The organism is Agromyces mediolanus, assembly GCF_014648575.1.
Lineage (GTDB): Bacteria > Actinomycetota > Actinomycetes > Actinomycetales > Microbacteriaceae > Agromyces > Agromyces mediolanus.
Window position 1 is genome coordinate 197,441 of record NZ_BMRJ01000002.1, and the last position, 17,457, is coordinate 214,897.

General features: G+C 68.3%; 16 protein-coding genes. 13 read left to right on the forward strand and 3 right to left on the reverse strand.

Going from position 1 to position 17,457, the window contains the following annotated elements:
• The first annotated feature begins 113 nt into the window (after positions 1–113).
• A complete protein-coding gene (locus IEY71_RS10730) occupies positions 114–1,064 on the forward strand; it encodes an aldo/keto reductase (RefSeq protein WP_189085333.1) in 951 nt (316 codons plus the stop codon).
• Positions 1,065–1,089: 25 nt separating this feature from the next.
• Here IEY71_RS10730 and IEY71_RS10735 read toward each other — a convergent pair whose 3' ends face one another.
• Positions 1,090–1,785, reverse strand: coding sequence for a ThuA domain-containing protein (locus IEY71_RS10735; RefSeq protein ID WP_189085334.1), 696 nt, complete (start codon positions 1,783–1,785; stop codon positions 1,090–1,092).
• 545 nt (positions 1,786–2,330) lie between these two features.
• Between IEY71_RS10735 and IEY71_RS10740 the strand changes: the two genes are divergently transcribed.
• The 7 genes from IEY71_RS10740 (at position 2,331) to IEY71_RS10765 (ending at position 8,667) form a co-directional block, all read left to right on the forward strand.
• A complete protein-coding gene (locus IEY71_RS10740) occupies positions 2,331–3,434 on the forward strand; it encodes a DUF4236 domain-containing protein (protein ID WP_189085335.1) in 1,104 nt (367 codons plus the stop codon).
• Positions 3,431–4,342, forward strand: a complete 912-nt coding sequence (locus IEY71_RS10745) for a hypothetical protein (RefSeq protein WP_189085336.1) — start codon at positions 3,431–3,433, stop codon at positions 4,340–4,342. The genes IEY71_RS10740 and IEY71_RS10745 overlap by 4 nt, the downstream gene beginning before the upstream one ends.
• A gap of 52 nt (positions 4,343–4,394) precedes the next feature.
• Positions 4,395–5,246: a hypothetical protein gene (locus IEY71_RS10750; RefSeq protein ID WP_189085337.1), complete on the forward strand. Its 852-nt coding sequence runs from the start codon at positions 4,395–4,397 to the stop codon at positions 5,244–5,246.
• Between the two features lie 62 nt (positions 5,247–5,308).
• Positions 5,309–6,292, forward strand: a complete 984-nt coding sequence (locus IEY71_RS10755) for an ImmA/IrrE family metallo-endopeptidase (RefSeq protein WP_189085338.1) — start codon at positions 5,309–5,311, stop codon at positions 6,290–6,292.
• Between the two features lie 227 nt (positions 6,293–6,519).
• Positions 6,520–6,645 (forward strand): hypothetical protein, encoded by a 126-nt coding sequence (locus IEY71_RS18545; protein ID WP_268243562.1) that lies wholly within the window; start codon positions 6,520–6,522, stop codon positions 6,643–6,645.
• A 220-nt stretch (positions 6,646–6,865) separates the two neighbouring features.
• Entirely contained in the window at positions 6,866–7,474 is a 609-nt protein-coding gene (locus IEY71_RS10760; RefSeq protein WP_189085339.1) for a hypothetical protein, read from the forward strand.
• An 833-nt stretch (positions 7,475–8,307) separates the two neighbouring features.
• A complete protein-coding gene (locus IEY71_RS10765; RefSeq protein ID WP_229781682.1) occupies positions 8,308–8,667 on the forward strand; it encodes a GNAT family N-acetyltransferase in 360 nt (119 codons plus the stop codon).
• Between the two features lie 12 nt (positions 8,668–8,679).
• Here IEY71_RS10765 and IEY71_RS10770 read toward each other — a convergent pair whose 3' ends face one another.
• Positions 8,680–9,837 (reverse strand): MFS transporter, encoded by a 1,158-nt coding sequence (locus IEY71_RS10770; protein WP_189085341.1) that lies wholly within the window; start codon positions 9,835–9,837, stop codon positions 8,680–8,682.
• A 69-nt stretch (positions 9,838–9,906) separates the two neighbouring features.
• Between IEY71_RS10770 and IEY71_RS10775 the strand changes: the two genes are divergently transcribed.
• From IEY71_RS10775 to IEY71_RS10785, 3 genes are all read left to right on the forward strand, one after another.
• Entirely contained in the window at positions 9,907–10,797 is an 891-nt protein-coding gene (locus tag IEY71_RS10775) for a LysR family transcriptional regulator (protein ID WP_189085342.1), read from the forward strand.
• A 63-nt stretch (positions 10,798–10,860) separates the two neighbouring features.
• Positions 10,861–11,760: an alpha/beta hydrolase gene (locus IEY71_RS10780; protein WP_229781683.1), complete on the forward strand. Its 900-nt coding sequence runs from the start codon at positions 10,861–10,863 to the stop codon at positions 11,758–11,760.
• Positions 11,757–12,860: a M20 family metallopeptidase gene (locus IEY71_RS10785; protein ID WP_229781684.1), complete on the forward strand. Its 1,104-nt coding sequence runs from the start codon at positions 11,757–11,759 to the stop codon at positions 12,858–12,860. The genes IEY71_RS10780 and IEY71_RS10785 overlap by 4 nt, the downstream gene beginning before the upstream one ends.
• Here the strand turns inward: IEY71_RS10785 and IEY71_RS10790 are convergent.
• Positions 12,848–13,561, reverse strand: coding sequence for a TetR/AcrR family transcriptional regulator (locus IEY71_RS10790; protein ID WP_189085343.1), 714 nt, complete (start codon positions 13,559–13,561; stop codon positions 12,848–12,850). The two genes, IEY71_RS10785 and IEY71_RS10790, sit on opposite strands and share 13 nt — an antisense overlap.
• 189 nt (positions 13,562–13,750) lie before the next feature.
• Between IEY71_RS10790 and IEY71_RS10795 the strand changes: the two genes are divergently transcribed.
• The gene (locus IEY71_RS10795) at positions 13,751–15,625 is read left to right on the forward strand and encodes a prolyl oligopeptidase family serine peptidase (RefSeq protein WP_189085344.1); all 1,875 of its coding nucleotides are present in this window, start codon (positions 13,751–13,753) and stop codon (positions 15,623–15,625) included.
• Positions 15,626–15,739: 114 nt separating this feature from the next.
• On the forward strand, positions 15,740–17,440 hold the full coding sequence (locus tag IEY71_RS10800) for an ABC transporter substrate-binding protein (RefSeq protein WP_189085345.1): 1,701 nt from the start codon (positions 15,740–15,742) through the stop codon (positions 17,438–17,440).
• Positions 17,441–17,457: the final 17 nt, after the last annotated feature.

Genomic DNA, 17,457 nt, shown 5'->3' on the forward strand with positions numbered 1-17,457 from the left:
ACCGAGGGCGGGCTAGCATCGCCTCGATCGAGCGGGAATACGCATTCCCGCTCGAGCGAATCTAGCAGCATCTTCCCGCCCCCGGCGGTCGGGACTGGATCGAAGGAGCTCGAGTGGCCACGACGACGGCACCCGCACTCGCGGCCGGCACCGGCTCGTGGGTCGCGTGGAACGAGGCCTCCCCGACGGTCGACACCCCCGAAGCCGAGACCGCCGGACTCGTCGCACGGATCTTCGGGGGCGCGGGGGTCCGAACCATCGACACCTCGAACAACTACGGCCACGGTGAGACCGAACGCCGGATCGGGCGGGCGATCCAGGCGTTCGGCGGGGTGCCGGACGGCATCGTCATCCAGACGAAGGCCGACCGCGACATGCGCAGCGGGGAGTTCACCGGGGCCCGGGTCCGCCGTTCGATCGACGAGAGCCGCGACCGGCTCGGCCTCGACGTGCTCCCGCTCGTCTACCTCCACGACCCCGAGAACATCTCGTGGGCCCAGGCGACCGCCGTCGACGGCCCGATGGCGGCGCTCGTCGAGGCGCGCGACGCGGGCACGGTGCGGCGGATCGGCGTCGCGGGCGGACCCGCCGCGCTCATGCGGCGCTTTCTCGAGACTGGGCACTTCGACGCACTCATCACCCACAACCGCTACACGCTCGTCGATCGGAGCGCCGATGCGCTCCTCGACCTCGCCCATTCGCTCGGCGTCGACACGACGAACGCGTCACCGTACGGCGGAGGGTTCCTCACCGCGTGGCCGCCGCCGACGAACCGGTACGCCTACGACGTCGCCGATCCGCGCGTGGTCCAGGCGGCCGGCGTCGCCGCGTCGCTCTGCGCCGAGGCGGGCGTGCCGCTCGCCGCGGCCGCCCTCCGCTTCTCAACCGACGATCCACGCATCGACCGCACGATCATCGGCATGCGGACGACTGATGATCTCGAGGCCACCGAGGCGCTCCTCGCCGTGAAGCTGCCCGGTGGGCTGCTCGACGCGCTCCGCGCGCTCCCGCTGGATCGCGCTGCCTGGTCGGGTGGCTGGCAGGACGGTCCCGCCGAGCGCTGAGCCGTCGGACTCGCCCGCGACGCCGCTACATCGCCGAGAGCCAGCGCAGCGCGCGGGCGAGCAATGCACGATGCCCGGCCGAGCGGTACGACCGTGCGTCGTGCCCGAGCGCCGAGTACACGAGCCGCGACCGCCCGAGCTCGCGGGCCCAGGCGAGCGGATGCGTCCGGCCGGCTTCTTCGTGGACGGCGAGCACCGTGCTCGTCGCCTCGAAGTCGGCGTTCGGAACGAGGTCCGTGTACCGCTCGTCGAAGACCTCGAAGTCGCTGAGGCCCCGCACGATCGGGTGATCGCCCACGACGAGGACCCTGGCGTCACCCTGGTCGGGGTGCCATGATCGTCCGCGTTCCCAGCGGGCGCCGAGCGCCCCGCCGAAGGCCGGCACCTCGCGGAGGGCGGCCGCCCCCGAGTGCACGACGAGGATGCCGATGCCGCGCTCGAGTGCGGCCTCGAACCGTTCGGCGGCCAGGGCGGCCAGGTCGGCGTCGGCCGGCGCGGTCGGCACGGTGCCGTCGAGGCCCGGTCCCTCCGGATCGCCCGCGTTCACGACGACGAGCGACGAGCGCTCCGACAGCTCGGCGAGTCCTTCGAGGGTGCCGGGAACGGCCTTGACCTCGAAACCGGTCGCCGAACCGATCTCGGCGATCGCCGCAGAGGTCTCCGCGTAGGGGTGCCACGGGTCGGCAGATCGGCCCGCACCGCTGAGAATGGTCATCTGCATGCCAGGGTCTCCAATCGAACCGACGGCGGAATGCGCTTTCCACCCTAGCGGTGCGGCCGGTCGCCGGCGGACGGTTGACTCCTCTGTAACCGATATCGCTACATTCGGCGCCACTATCGCCCCGCAGTGCACCTCAGGTTCAATTGCGGTACTGGCACTCGCAGACACCCCGACGATTGATTCCAGAACGACCGTGAAAAACGGCAGGGGACCCTCCTTGTGTTTGCCTCCAGAAGGTGATGGCCGGAATCTCGGGGGAGTTCCCTTTCGAGGCGCGCGCCGGATCGACTCGAGAGATCCAGCGGCGCCGCAACCTAGATCGTTCACCGTCCAGCCACGAGCACCCGTTCGCACGGTCCGCGCGCTCGGGTGCCGCAGCTCCATTGCCAAGCCCCGCTGAGTGCCCCCAAGTCCGGGGGTGACATACGACCGCCGGTGGCAAGTAGGCTCCGGTGCTTACGGGTGGTGCGGCTCGTGAGAGCCGCCGACATCACGGCAGGGTAAGCGCCGCGAATCGCGTGAGTCAAAGGGGATAGCTGAGGGCGATGGGGTTCTACGTTCGTAAGAGCATCAAGGCGGGGCCCTTCCGCTTCAATCTCAGCAGGTCTGGTATCGGAGTCAGCGCCGGGGCCCCAGGGTTCCGCGTAGGAACAGGCCCGCGAGGGAACTACGTCAACCTCGGCACCGGGGTCCTGCAGTACCGCACGGCGACAAGGTCACCCGGTGATCGCCGACCCGTTCCGCACTACCCGCAGCCAGCATGGTCGGCATCGCCGGTCCTGTTCGAGGACGTGACTGGCGCTCAAGTTGAAGAGCTCCTCCCGACCGGCGGCGGGGACATCGTCGAACAGCTGAACACCGCCGCACGACGCCGAGCTCTTGCCTGGCCGGTCACCATCGCAGTTCTCATCACCGGTTTGTTTGTACTCCCGTGGGGAGCGATCCTCTGGGCGCTTGCCGCTCCATTCCTGTGGTGGCTGTTCCAATACGAAAAGTCTCGCAAGGCCGTGGTCGTCTTCTACGACGTCAATGACGAGCCGGCCGAATGGTACGAGCTGATGTGCCAGGCGCTGGAGGGTCTGCAGAAAGCCGGTGGGCTGTGGCGGGTGGTTCAATCCGGTGAGGTCGTCACCACCCGGCAGCACAAGACCAACGCAGGCGCCAGCAACCTCGTTAAACGCATCCCCGCCCGCGCCCACCGGAACGGGCCGAAAACGCTGGCAACAAATGTCGTCGTGCCCACGATCGAAGCCGACAAGACCAGTCTGCACTTCCTCCCCGATCGGATCCTCGTCCGGGAAGGCCGGGTGTACACCGACATCAGTTATGACGTCCTCAGCGCGTACGCGACAGCCCGGAGGTTCATCGAAGGACGCGGCTCGGTTCCCCGAGATGGCGAACGAGTCGGTCAAACCTGGCAGTACGTGAATGTCAAAGGTGGCCCAGACCGCCGCTATTCGAACAACCCAGTGTTGCCGATCATGCTTTACGAGGAAGTCACTCTCACCACGGCCCACGGGTTTCGGTGGGAGCTTCAATCCTCGTTGAGGGCCGAAAGCAAGCATCTTGCCGACCTGCTCGTGTACCGGAGACAGCACCCGGCGCTCTCCACGAAACCGAACAGCACAGGTCTCGAGGACAAAGGATGAGCGCGTGGGACGAGCTGGCCAGCACCGGGCCGGGTACCGAGACGGTGCAGCTCATCAAGGACCTCACCGGGAAACTGGTCAGAACCCGCGGATTTCCTCCACCACCGCATCACCGACGATGGGACAACCGCGCCATCGAGGACTTCATCGGCGGGATGTTCGCCGGGAAGAACGGATCGTGGATCTCGGAGGTGCAAGCGCTTGCGACTGACCAAGGATCACTGGAACGGGTGTTGCTCCGCTCCATCGAGCATTGGCTGATCGACCAGGCAAAATCCACCACTGCCGGAAAAATGCGTCGACGGCTCCGCAGCCTCTACGCCAAACACGACAGTTTCGTAAACGCGAAGAAACTGCTTGCCGGCGAAGATGGGTGGACCACCACCGACTTTGGAAATGCCGTCTGGCAAGGTGACTTGCAGGAGCTCTACCGGAAATCAGCACACACCGCCACAACGCTCCTCGAACCGCTCAACACGGCCGGACCGACATCGAAGCGCAACCGAGCAGTCATCGTCGAGTACAGCCTCGGAGTGTTCAGTGCCGCGCTCGGGGCCCTCAGGGAGCAACTGCTCGCGAGGTTCGTCGTTGAGCGGTTCGGGCTCGAACACCATGAGGCTGAACTAGCTGAAGCAGAGGCAGAGAAGTCGCAGCCTGATCCCGCGCAGGACTTCGAAGTGCAGCTGGCCGCGGAGCACATCAGCGGTCAACTCAGACAGGACGATGAGGTCGTGCTTGCGTTGTACGAAACCCCCGACGTGCTCGCGTCACGCCTCCAGATTCCGGTTGGTGAAGCTCAGGAGAAGATCCGTTCGCTCCTTCTCCGGCTCAGGCCGCATTGCGCGAGCACCGACGTCGGTCGCGCCGCCCTTGCTGTCGTAATCGAGCGCGCATCCGCCCGCCTGTGACAATTACGTCGTCTGTATCCGATAGAACCCACACTGCAAGAAGGGAGGCAACGTGAACCTCGAACCGCTCGACACCGACGAATTGACCGGCACGATTCAGCAACGGTGGCGTGAACGCCAGCTCACCATCGAGCCGCTCAACGGGGCAACCCCGACGGCTGGCACGGTGGCACGGATCCGCTGGGACGAACTGGCAGCCCTCCTTCTCGTCGAATCTGCCACCACCGACAAAATCGTCGGCCATCTCGCCTCGACAACGGCCGTACACACAGACCTCACGAAGGAGGTCACCACTGCCTCGCGGGTGCGGCTGATCGCGTGGAAGGAGGCGATCGCGGTTGACCCTGTCAAAGCGGACGCAATCATTGACCGGATTGACACCACTGGCGCAACCACATTCCAGCAGTGGTGGGCTCAACAGCCTGATGGAGTAAAGCCACTCGCCACTCGCGACCAGAACATCGAACTGAAAGCAGCGGCGGAAGCGCTCGAGGAACCTCTTCAACAGGCACCGCCCGAATCTCTCCCCGCCCTCCTGCGGGCCGCGCAGGTCGACGTACAGACCATCGCAGACGCCACCACCCTCGACCGCCCGGCTATCGTGAGGCTCTTCCGCGGCCAGGCTCTGCTCACGCCACAGCAAGCCGACCAGCTCGCCACCGTGACTGACCTGTCGAGCGCCCGCCTCCTCAGGTCCAATCCGCCGCTCGACGACGAACTTCAGCTGAGCCTGCGTAGCGCGAAGTGGCGGCGACCCATTGACCGACTCGTGAGCGGTGGACGAACCCACACGGAGGCGCGAACCGTCCTCGGGTACGGCGCGATGAGTGCGGCCCGCACATCAGGCAGCCGCCTGGACTGGGACGACCGCATCACCCGATACATCGAAGCGGCAGGACTATGACAACCCGTGACACCGCCAACCGGATCCGTGCCCGTCTTGACGCACCAGCTCAAGTGGAAGCGATGCTCGACGAAGTCCGCGCGATTTCGCCCGACTTTTTGCGCGACCTACGGGCCGATCCCCTCCTCACCCTCGACCAGTACCCGGATGTCGAACTGTCGTACCTAAACCCACAGGATTTCTACGACCAGCACTGCTCGATCGCGGGGATGTACATAAACACCGTCACCCCTCCACGGCTGTCGGTCGCTACCGCAACCGCGGAGCGGATGCGGTTCACCGCGCTCCACGAATTCGGCCACCACCTACAGCAGACCACGGCGATCGCCGACACCACCGTCCTCCGAGACGACGGAGGAGTCGCACTCGAGGAAGCTGCGTGCGACCTGTTCGCGGCGAAGATCCTCCTCTCGGACGAACTCGTGGACAGCGTCCTGCCGACCGGCACACCGTCCGCAACGGACGTCGCCCGATTGTGGGCATCAGCTGACGCTTCACGGTCAGCAGTCGCCGTCACAGCAGCTCAACGCCTCACCGTCGACGGCTACGTTGCTGTGATCGGATCCGACGGAACAGTAGAGTTCTGCGCAACCAGGGGACTGCCGCCGCTGCGCCGAGGCTCGAACCAGCAAACCGCCGAAATCGTCCGCGCGCTCCGAGTAGCGACACAGAACACTGTCGAACGGTTGACCCGATTCCAGTTCCGGGACGGTATCCGAGGCGCTGAACTCTGGGCACAAGCAGCGCGCGCCGGGAACGGCTACTGGTTCGTCGTTGCTGCGGAATCTGGGGTGCCGTGGAAGCAGCTCGCGCTTCCCAGCTTTGAGGCGGAAGTCACCGGTCGGTGGCACGTATGTGAGTTCTGCGGACACGGCTGGATGAACTTCAGTCGCGCACACGATTGCGGCACACCCATCTGCCCAGAATGTACGCGGTGTGGTTGCCGGAACGCTCTCAAGGAGCGGCTCTGCTCCGGCTGCGGGTTCATCCAACCAGCTCATCTTTTCAACGAAGGGTCCTCGGTCTGCCGAGACTGCGCGGACTGAAAGTTACGTCGTCTGTAGAGGGTGAAGAACCTGACGCGACGCAACCGGCGAAGCGCAGGCCAAGCTGAATGGAGTGGTTCTATGACCGCGACGACTGGACAGATCTGCCCGAAGAGCGGCGTTTGGGAGGTTGTCGGTTCGCCGACGACCACCGCCCCGATCGCCAAGGGGAACGTCATGCCGCCCTACCGGGGCCAGGGAGTCACCTGGCGTCTTGTGAGGGAAGCATGACGGGCAAGCGCGGCCGCAGCGCCGTGACCGGGAAGTTCGTCTCCCAGGCGTCCGTCCGCCGCAACCCGAAGAGCACGGTCAATGAGACCGTGAAGCCGGCCAAGCCGAAGCGCGGGAAGTAACTTCCGGACAGGTGGGGGCGAACCGGGCTTGTCCAGTTGGCCCCCACCTTCATCCGCCTGCGGCTTGCCGAACCGGCCTGCGCTCCACCAGGGCGAACGCATTTTCCACGCACAACGAGGCCAACTCGCGAGCCCTCAATCCGGCTGCTCTGTGGAAGGGAGCATGAACGGTGTCCGCCTTCATCGCAACATGTTGCCCGTCCAAGGTAGCGTGCGAAGGATGACCGACGACTTCCTCCGCGACGCTGGCAGAGACGAGCTGCTGCTTGAGGAACTCCGCCGACAGCTTTCTGACGTTGCGTCCCGGCAAGCGAACGCCATCACTCGCGCGTCGATCATTCTGGCAGCGGCGGTCGCAATTACCGCGATTGAGTTCACCTCCGCTCCAAACGTATGGATGGTGGGACCCGTCCTACTGGCGGTCGCCTCAGCCATCCCAGGATTCGCCGCAATCTGGCTCTGGAAATCGCAAGCCAACGTCATCACCGTCCAGCACATTCGAGAGTTCAGAACATTTCCGGCGGACGCGGTGCGGACGAGCTTCATCAATGACCTCCAAGTCGAGCTTGACGCGGCTCGACGCGATTTACGGCGAAAGAACAAGGCCGTTCAAGTTGCCCTGCTGCTACTCGTCACCGCCTGGCTGTCAGCAGTCGTGATCGCGCTAACACTTCAACTTTCCGGAGGAGGTGATGACATGACAGAGCCGACTACGCCGACGCCGCCGGCCTCTGCGCCGGCGCCCGCGGCCGCACCGCCGTCGATGGTAACCGTCCACGTGACCGCAGGCGCGAAGCCCAGAGCCGGATCAACGTATATCCGAGGCTGAGGTGTGGGCATCTCAACGGAGCACCCGTTGGGATGCCCGATTCGTCGAGCAGCAGATGCTCGGTTACGCGCGGCCGGCGCAAGCGGATCCAACTTCGGCCGATGCGGTCTCGCGGCCGGCCCCGGAGCCGCCTGTGAGTGAGCTGGGTTTCGTCGTGCCTCGCTGGGTATCCAGATTCTGCCGAGCTTCCGAAGCTGGCAACCCCGGCGCGGGCGAGGTGCCGTGCGCGCGCCGTACTCGACCCACATCCGCATCGATAGCCCTGTGCCCTCGAAGCTCCGCCGGCAAACTTGAAGTCCCAGATATTCAGCAACGGGAGCGAAATCTGATGATCGGAGTCGCACTTAGAACGATGCGATCTTGCCTGGAGGATTTTTCTGATCGTGCGAGAGGATTACACACAGAAGCACAGAAACAGCGCTCACGGCTGACGCAGATCTGGGAGATTTCAGACCACGCCCCACTCGAAACGCCCCCGCTGTGTGCGGGGGCGTTCGTCGTTTCGGGGCGAGGAGTTTCACTCTGACGGACCGGCGCCGCGGACGCCCCGCCGTCCTCGATCCTGATCAGGGTTGGCGAGCCGTCCGAGGAGAGGGCTCCCGTGCCGCCGACGCCTGTCAACCGTCTCCCGCCCAGCCGGGAGCCATGGAATCGTGGCCGCTGTCCTCTCGCGTGAGAGCGCTACTCGCGGGAGGACAGGCGTTCAGGTCGACTGGCAAGCTGAAGGGGTGGAGATTCGGCCGGCGAGACCAGGCGACGCCGATGCGCTGATCGGTATCGTGCGACGTGCGTACGAACCATACGTCGCGCGGATAGGACGGCGTCCCGCGCCGATGGACGACGACTACCGCGCGCGAGTTCTCAACGGGCAAGTGGCCGTCGCGATGCTGGACGAGCTGCCGGTCGGCTTGATCGTCACGGTCCTCGCATCCGATCACCTCTTCGTCGAGAACGTCGCGGTCGATCCAGCCCACCACGGTCAAGGAGTCGGGGGCGCGCTTCTCCGGCACGCGGAGGACCTGGCCGAGTGCGCAGGGGTTCCCGAAGTCCGTCTCTACACCAACGCCGCGATGGTCGAGAACCTGGCGATGTACGCCAAGCGCGGATACGAGGAGCGTGAGCGGCGCCATGAGGACGGGTTCGACCGGGTGTACTTCGTCAAGAGGATCGGCCGCTCGCCGCTCCTCGACTGAGCGCCGGCGTGGTCAGTCGGCGGGCCTGACGCTCAGCGCGATCACCCCGGCCAGCACGACGAGCGTCGCGCCCCCGAGTGCGAAGCCCGGCCAGCCCGCCGCGTGGAAGAGCAGGCCGAGCACCCATCCGCCGACGGCGCTGCCGAGGTAGAAGGCGATCGTGTACACCGCGCTCGCATGTGCTCGGGAGTCCGCGGGTGCGCGGGCGCCGGTCTCGGCGGAGGCGGCGGCGTGCGTGAGGAACCACGCGCCGGTGAACAGGGCGAGGCCGGCGACGACCCCGATGAGCGGCTCGACGCAGGTCAAGCCCAGGCCGGCACCCATCGTCAGGATTCCGACGAGCACGGTTCCGCGATAGCCCAGGCGCGACACGACGTGCGCGGAGAGCCGGGCGGTCAGCGTGCCGACGAGGTAGCACAGCGTGAGCAGGGCGATGGCTGCCGGCGACAACGAGTACGGCGGCTCCTGCAGGCGGAAGGTCAAGTAGCTGTACATGCCCACGAAGACGCCGATCAGCAGGAAGGTCTGCAGGGCTATCGAACTCAGCCGGGGGTTCGCGAGCGCGGCGAGGATACCTGGCACGAGTCTGGCGCGCGATGTGCCGGTGGGCGGCGCGCCTCTTGCCAGCAGCGAGAACGTCACCGCCGCGGTGGCGCTGAGCAGCGCGACCACGGCGAGCGATGCCCGCCAGCCCATCGGCTCGGCGAGGAGCCCGGCGAGCAGTCGTCCGCTCGCACCGCCGAGCGTCGTGCCGGCGACGTATGCCGCGACGGCCCTCGCCACCGCCGCCGGACCAAGCTGCTCGTGCACGTACGCGACCGCCAGCACGGGCACGGCGGCCAGCAGCGCGCCGCACAGCACGCGGGCGACGAGGAGGGTTTCCACCGTGGGGGCCGCCGCGGACGCCAGCGAGATCGCGGCGGCACCGAGCACGGCCGCCTTCATCGAGCGAACCCGCCCCCAGCGTTCGCCGATCGCGACCCACGGCAGCACGGCGAGCCCGAGGCCCATCGTCGCTGCCGAGACGGTGAGCCCGGCCGTCGCGGCGTCGACGCGGAACTCCGCGGCGACGAGCGGGAGGACCCCTTGGATCGCATAGAGGTCCGCGAAGGTGGCGAGCCCGGCGCAGACGAGCACCAGGGTCATCCGCGCTGCGATGCCTTCGGTCATGCAGCGACGGTATCCATACCGTGAATGCAGGACTAATGAGTCCTTACCTGAAAGCCATAGCATTTCGATATGGAATCTCGACAGCTGCGCGCGCTGGCGCGCTATGCGCCGTTGCTCGCCGCGGTCGCGACAAGCGAATCGGTGGGCGGCGCCGCCGACGAACTCGGCGTCCCCCAGTCGTCGGCGAGCCGCGGGCTCAAGGCGTTGTCGGAGGCGCTCGGCGTGCCGGTCGTCCGACCGGACGGGCGTTCCGTGCGGCTCACGCCCGCAGGCCTGGAGCTCGCTCGAGCGGCGCAGGAGGCGGTGTCGGCGCTTCGCCTGGGAATCGCGGCCGCCATGACGCAGGAAGAGCTCTCGCGAACCGAGCTCTCGGTGGCGTTCCAGACGCAGCTCGGCGAGCAGTTCCTGCCCCGGGCGATCGGGCGGTACCGCCTCCAGCGGCCGCACGTGTCGTTCTCGCTCACGCACGGCTCGCGGGACGCGTGCATCGAAGCGGTCGTCGCGGGCGAGGTGATGCTCGCCCTCGTCGCCGATCCGCCGGAACTCGACGCCGTGGACGTGCAGCCGCTCTACGTCGAGCCGCTCGTGGCCGTCGTCCACGCGGGCCATCCGCTGTCGACGGCCAGATCGGTCACCGCGGCCCAGCTCCGGCAGGAGCCGTCGATCCGTTTGAATCGCGGGTACGGCCTGCACGACTCCGTGCTCCGGCTGCTCGGCCGGGCGGGCCCGGTGCCCGAGGCGGCCTTCCAGGTCGACGACTATCGCGTCGCGCACGGGCTCGCCGCCGCGGGGCTCGGCGTCGCGATCCTCCCGCGGAGCTCGAACGGCATCGGCACCGGTGCGGTCGAGATCGCCATCGACGACCCCCTGGCGTCCCGTACCATCGTGGCCCTGGTCCGCCCCGACGCCCGTGGTCTCGCCCAGGAGTTCCTGCTGGCGCTCGCCGAAGCGGCGCGCTGAACGCTCCTCGTCGCATGGCGGCAGCGATTGTCAGTGTATAGTCAATGGCGCTGACTAGCGGCGATGCTGACTGGAGTGATGATGGAGTTGTTCGAGGGCGACCGCACCACGGTCGAGGTCGGCGGCGGTGTCCGCATCGCCGCGACGGTCCGCGGTGACGGGCCGCCGCTGCTGCTGCTGCACGGGTACCCCCAGACCCGCTCGATGTGGCGGCTCGTCGCTCCGGAGCTCGCCGAACGGTTCACCGTGGTCGCGAGCGACCTCCGCGGGTACGGAGACTCGGCGAAGCCCATCGGGGAGCGCTACGACAAGCGGGCGATGGCGGCGGATCAGCTCGGGGTGATGCGCTCGCTCGGATTCGATCGCTTCGCCGTGGTCGGCCATGACCGCGGCGGACGGGTCGGTCACCGTCTCGCGCTCGATGCGCCCGAGGCCGTCGCCGCGCTCGCCGTGCTCGACATCGTGCCGACCCTGCACATGTTCGAGCACGTCGACCGGGCGATGGCCACCAGCTACTTCCACTGGTTCTTCCTGACCCAGTCCGGCGGGCTTCCCGAGGCGCTCATCGGCGCCGACCCTCGCGCCTGGCTCGAGAGCCGGTTCCGGGGGCGGGCCCGGCGCCAGGACGTGTTCCCGGCCGAGGTGATGGACGAGTACGGCCGGTGCTTCGACGCCGACACGATCCGGGCGTCCTGCGCGGACTACCGCGCCGCCGCGGGCACCGACCTCGAGCACGACCGTGAGGACCGCGCGGACGGCCGAACGATCGAAGCCCCGCTCCTCGCACTCTGGGGGGAGTCGAGCTACGTCGGACGCAACTTCGACGTCCTCACCGTCTGGCGCGAGTTCGCCGCTCACGTGCAGGGCCATGCCGTCGAAGCCGACCACTATCTCGCCGAGGAAGCGCCGGCCGAGACTGCAGCGGCCTTGCGTGCCTTCCTCGAGCAGGGAGCGGCGTGGTGACGGCGGTGGATCGGCGTGCGCTGGACCGGCTCCGCTCGCTCGTCGAAATCGAGACGCCGACCGGCGACGCGGAAGCCATCGACGCGGCGCACACGCTCATCGACTCCTGGCTGGCCACCGTCGCGGGTACCGCTGGGGAGATCGTCGAGAGCGACGGGGTGCGGCACCTGCGCTGGAGCGGCGGGGAGTCGCCCTCGGTCCTGCTCCTCGGGCATCTCGACACCGTGTGGCCGCGCGGGACCGCCGCTGCGCGACCGTTCCGAGTCGAGGGCGACCGCATCACCGGCCCCGGCGTCTTCGACATGAAGGCCGGCATCGTGGTGATGGCGGAGGCGCTGGCGAGAGTGGCACACCCGGAACGGGTGGCGATCCTCGTGACGAGCGACGAGGAGACCGGCTCGATCACCTCGCGCGCCCTCATCGAGCAGGAGGCCAGGCGCTGCGGCACAGTCCTCGTCCTGGAGCCGAGCCTCGACGGCGCCGTGAAGACGGCGCGCCGGGGCGGCAGCATCTACCGCATCGAGGTGCACGGCCGGGCGGCGCACGCCGGACTCGAGCCGGAGCGCGGGCGCAACGCCCTGACCGAGCTCGCGCACCAGGTGCTCGCCCTGCCGGCGCTGGCCGACGCGAGTCTCGGGACGACCGTGAGCCCCACCGTCGCCAGGGCCGGCACCGTCACGAACGCCATTCCCGACCATGCCGAGCTCCGCATCGACGTGCGCGCCTGGTCGGTCGCCGAACTGGAGCGTGTGCACCGGGAGATGCTCGCGCTGCCCACGAGGACGCCCGATGTGGAGCTCGTGCTGCACGGCGGGATCAACCGGCCGCCGATGGAGCCGGAAGCCTCGCGGGAGCTCCTCGCCGTGGCGAGGAGCGTCGCGGCCGAACTCGGGCAGCCCGAGCTCTGCGACGTCGCGGTCGGCGGCGCATCGGACGGCAACTTCACGGCGGCGGCCGGCGCGTCGACGCTCGACGGGCTCGGGCCGAACGGCGGCGGTGCCCATGCGGTCGACGAGTGGGTGTCGTTCGCGTCGATGATCGAGCGGATCGCACTCATCGCGGGGGCGATCGACGCCCTCGACGGGGCTCAGTCCGGCTGAGCGCCGTCTCGGCCGGGCGCCCGGCGGACGATGCTCTCGATCATCAGCTCGAGGGCCGTCTCCCAGGCGCGCGGGTCGCGGATGCCGGGCAAGCTGCCGGCCCAGGTGATGTTGGGATAATCCTCGGGGTCGAGTCGGCGGAAGTCGATCTCCCACGTCACCTCGTCGAGCTCGCGGATCTCGGCCGGCTGCGCCTCGATCGCGGCCTGGATGCTCGTCGCCGAGCGCACCAGCTGGCCGAGCGCCCGCGCGTACAAGGCCGATTCCTCGGCGCCGTAGCCCGCGCGGCGCAGCGCGCCGATCATGAAGTCCATCGACCCGAAGTCGGTCGGCCGGCGCGTCGCCATCTGCAGCGCGAACTCCGGGTAGCGCATGTAGTGGTCGTGAATGAGGCGGGCCTGGGCTCGGACGTCGGCCACCCAGTCGTCCGTCGCGATCATCGCCCCGGCATACGATCGGGCGCGCAGGGTGTCGATCAGGACCAGCATCAGCTCGTCCTTGTCGCGGAAGTGCCGGTACAGCGAAGTGGGGTGCGCGCCGAGCTTCTCGCCGATGGCTTGGAAGGTGAGCTTCTCGAGCCCTTCCTGCTGCGCGATCTCCTCGGCTGCGGCGACGATGAGCTCGCGGCTCAGTGAATCCCGGGCGCGCCGTTTCCGGCCCGAGCCGGCGGAGGCTGCGTCAGCTGACTTCGGCGTCGACAAACCGGTCCTCCTTCAAAGCGGTCCTGTGGCGGGCCAGTGGCCCGGCCGGGGCGGATCGCACCCAACCGTACAGCACGCCAGTCTTCCGCATAGTCAACAACGTTGGCGAAGTGGGACTATCCTGCATGCAAGTCAATGATATAGTCAGGCGCACTGACTAACGAGATCGGCCTTGCGAAGGAGCAGCGGATGACCGGGACCCACGATCTGCAGGACGAGGCGCTGCGCGCGCGATTCGCGGTGCCGCACACGCTCGCCGTCCGCCCGGCGCAGGCCGACCCCGATCTCGCGCTCGTCGTCGAGGATCAGCGGGCCGAATCGTTCGCGAGGCTCTGGCGGGTGGGCGAGGCGCCGGGCGAGGAGCTGCCCTTCCCCGTCGCCGTGGGCGCCATCATCGCCGGCGAGGGGAACGGCTGGATCGTCGACCTCGCCGACGGGGGCGGATCCGAGGTCGGGTCGCTCGTCGCGACCAGCCTCGACGGGAGCCGTCGGGTGGATCTCACCCCCGGCCGCGAACCCTTCGTCCTGCGCGGCCTCGAGGCCAGCGCCGACGGCTCGCTCGTGCTCGCCTCGATCGTCGACGAACAGGGCTACCACCTGCTGGCGATCCCGGCGCGGCCGTGGGGGCCGGCCTCCGTCGTCCATCACACCGCCGCCGAAGCCTGGTACGGCCAGCCCTCGGCGGACGGGCGGCTCGCATCCATGGACACCACCGACCACAATCCGGGGGTGCGCCGCGCCGCGGTCAGCGTCTTCGAGGTCGCGAGCGGAGCACCGGTCGCGGTGCTCGACGACCTGCCCGCCGGCCCCGTGCGCGCCGTGCGCTTCTCGCCCGAGCCGGGCGACGAGCGCCTCCTCGTCGCGACGGAGCGGACGGGATACGTGCGGCCCGCGATCTGGGATCCGCTCACCGGGGAGCGGGTCGACTTCGAGGCATCCGATCTCGAGGGCGAGGTCATCCCCCTCGACTGGCACGCCGCCGACGGCCGGATCCTCGCCGTGCACGTCCTCGACGGCGTCCAGCGCCTGCTGGAGTTCGACGAGCGGACCCGCGCGCACCGGGTCGTGCGCGTGGGCGGGAGCTTCGCCAATCCGGACGTCGCCGACCTGCACGCGTTCCAGTGGTCGTCCTGGTATCGCCGCGACGGGGGCGTCGTCGCGCTTCGCTCCGCCTGGGACGTACCGCTGCATGCCGAACTGATCGACCGGGACGGCACGGTCACGGTCGCGCTCCCGCCGGCGGCGACGCCGCCCGGCGTGCCGTTCACCTCGCGCATGGTTCCGAGTGCCGACGGCGTTCCCGTGCAGGTCTGGCTGGGCCTGCCGTCGGGGCGCGCGCCGCTCGGGACGGTGCTCGAAGTGCACGGCGGGCCGAACCTCGTCTTCCTCGACGAGTACAACCCGAGCGCTCAGGCCTGGATCGATGCCGGCTTCGCGTACGCGACGGTGAACTATCGCGGCTCGGTGACCTTCGGGCAAGCCTTCCGCGAAGGCTTCTGGGGGTCGGGCGGAGACCGCGAGATCGACGACATCGCCGCCGCCGTCGGCTGGCTGCGGGAGCAGGGGCTCGGCGACCCGGCCTCGACCTTCATCACCGGCGCGTCCTTCGGCGGGCACCTCACCCTGCTCAGCCTCGGGCGGCTCCCCGAGCTCTTCGCTGGCGGCTTCGCGCACGTCGCGGTCGCGGACTGGGAAGCGGCCATCGCGGCGATGAATCCGGCCGTCCGCGGCGTCTGGCAGACCTGGGTGCCGCCGGAGGCGGTGGCCCGCTACTCGGCGGTGAGCTACGTCGACCGGGTGCGCGGCTCGGCCTGGATCAATCAAGGCGCGCTCGACACCAGGACCCCGGTCGTCGGCGTGCAGCGCTTCGTGGACGAGATCTCCGCCCGGGGCGGCGACGTCGTGCTGCGAATCTTCGACGGCGGCCACGAGCCGACCGGTCTCGAGCTGCTCGAATCCGAGCAGCGGATCATGATCGAGCTCGCACACCGCACGCTCGACGGTCGCCGCTGGAGCGACGGCGCGGAGCGTCCCGCCTCCGCGGCGGGAGCATCCAGCATTTAGTCATCCGCATTGACTAGGGACATTGCTAACTTGCCGCGTCCCGCCTAGAGTCAAACCACCCCGGCCCCCGCCGGGTGTGGCTCACGAGGTTCCACACGATCACGGAGTTCCCCAATGCAGAGGTCTCAGGTATCACCGCCCACGCGGCGCCGGCTGGTCCACGCCGCCGCAGCGATCATCGCGACGCTCGCCGTCGTGTCCGTCTCGGCCTGCTCGACGACGAGCGCCCCTCCGAGCGACACCCCGAACACCACGGTCACCGAGGGCGGCGAACTCGTCATCGGCGCCGAGCAGGAGCCCGACTGCGCCGACTGGATCGCCACCTGCGGCGGGTCCATCTGGGGCACCTACGTCATGCAGATCCCCACCATGCCGGCCGTGTTCGAGACCCGCCTCGTCGACGACGTCTGGTCGCCCGTCGCCTCCGACCTCATGAGCGAGGAGCCGGAAGCGGTCATGCAGGGCGAGAAGCAGGTCATCACCTACCGTCTGAACCCCGAGGCGGTCTGGTCCGACGGGACGCCGATCACCTCGGCCGACCTCTCCTACACGGCCCTCCAGATCCGCGACGGCGACGACATCTTCGACAAGACCGGCTACACCGGCATCGAGTCCATCGAAACGCCCGACCCGCAGACTGCGATCGTGACGCTCAGCGGCCCGTACGCCGGCTGGCGCTCGCTGTTCAGCGTCTACGGCGTGCTCCCCGCGCACCTGCTCGAGGGGCAGGACCGGGCGGCGATCATGAAGGACGGCTACGACTTCAGCGGCGGCCCGTGGAAGATCGACTCCTGGAACCGCGGCACCTCCGTGACCCTCGTGCCCAACGAGAACTACTGGGGCGAGAAGCCGCACCTCGAGAAGGTCACCTTCATGTTCCTCCCCGACACTGCGGCCGCCTTCCAGGCTCTGAAGAGCGGGCAGGTCGACGCGCTCTACCCGTCGGCGCAGCTCGACGCCGTCAAGCAGATCGAAGCGGGCCTGCCCGGGATCAGCTCGGCGGTCGACGCCCGGAGCGGCAACCTCGAGGCGCTCTGGTTCAACAACTCGGTCGCCCCGTTCGACTCGAAGGCCGTCCGCACGGCGGTCGCCTACTCCCTCGACCGGGACGCCATCGTCAAGCGGCTCTTCGGAGACCTCGGCGTCGAGTCCGCGCAGCAGAGCTTCAACACGCCGATCGTGGGCGCCTTCGGCAGCGACGACTTCTCCGTCTACACGACCGACCTCGACCGCGTCGACGAGATCATGACGGCCGACGGGTGGAAGAAGAACGCGGACGGGGTCTGGGCGAAGGGCGGCGAGACCGCCTCGTTCACCCTGAACACCCTGGCCGGGAACAAGCGGCGCGACCTCACCGTGCAGATCATCCAGTCCCAGCTGCAGGGAGCCGGCTTCGAGATGGACATCAAGGCGGTGACCCCCGCCGACCTCTTCGGCACCATCGCGCCGCAGGGCGACTTCCAGGCCGGGCTGTGGGCGATCGTCGATACTTTCCCGGACCCGACGCTCAGCTCCTCGTTCGGCTCGGCGAACATCCCCAGCGAGGCGAACGGCTTCTCCGGCATCAACTTCTACCGGGTCGACGTCCCCGAGCTCGACCCGCTCCTCGCGGAGATCGACAGCGAACTCGACGTGGACGCCCGCGTCGCCGCCTCGCAGGAAGCCGACGCGATCATCGCCGAGGAAGTGCCGTCCATCCCGATCGACACCGTGCCGAACGTGCTCCTCTGGAGCGAGAAGGTCGGCGGCCCGCTGAGCATCAACCCGGTCGAAGGTCCCTTCTGGAACCTCGCGGCCTGGGGTCTCGCCGGCTGACGCCGGGCGGCAACGGC

Bases quoted from the DNA above. Each gene is read 5' to 3' on its own strand.
- IEY71_RS10735 (WP_189085334.1), bottom strand. From the start codon at position 1,785: ATGCAGATGACCATTCTCAGCGGTGCGGGCCGATCTGCCGACCCGTGG.
- IEY71_RS10740 (WP_189085335.1), top strand. From the start codon at position 2,331: ATGGGGTTCTACGTTCGTAAGAGCATCAAGGCGGGGCCCTTCCGCTTC.
- IEY71_RS10745 (WP_189085336.1), top strand. From the start codon at position 3,431: ATGAGCGCGTGGGACGAGCTGGCCAGCACCGGGCCGGGTACCGAGACG.
- IEY71_RS10755 (WP_189085338.1), top strand. From the start codon at position 5,309: ATGCTCGACGAAGTCCGCGCGATTTCGCCCGACTTTTTGCGCGACCTA.
- IEY71_RS18545 (WP_268243562.1), top strand. From the start codon at position 6,520: ATGACGGGCAAGCGCGGCCGCAGCGCCGTGACCGGGAAGTTCGTCTCC.
- IEY71_RS10760 (WP_189085339.1), top strand. From the start codon at position 6,866: ATGACCGACGACTTCCTCCGCGACGCTGGCAGAGACGAGCTGCTGCTT.
- IEY71_RS10765 (WP_229781682.1), top strand. From the start codon at position 8,308: ATGGACGACGACTACCGCGCGCGAGTTCTCAACGGGCAAGTGGCCGTC.
- IEY71_RS10770 (WP_189085341.1), bottom strand. From the start codon at position 9,837: ATGACCGAAGGCATCGCAGCGCGGATGACCCTGGTGCTCGTCTGCGCC.
- IEY71_RS10775 (WP_189085342.1), top strand. From the start codon at position 9,907: ATGGAATCTCGACAGCTGCGCGCGCTGGCGCGCTATGCGCCGTTGCTC.
- IEY71_RS10780 (WP_229781683.1), top strand. From the start codon at position 10,861: ATGCTGACTGGAGTGATGATGGAGTTGTTCGAGGGCGACCGCACCACG.
- IEY71_RS10795 (WP_189085344.1), top strand. From the start codon at position 13,751: ATGACCGGGACCCACGATCTGCAGGACGAGGCGCTGCGCGCGCGATTC.
- IEY71_RS10800 (WP_189085345.1), top strand. From the start codon at position 15,740: ATGCAGAGGTCTCAGGTATCACCGCCCACGCGGCGCCGGCTGGTCCAC.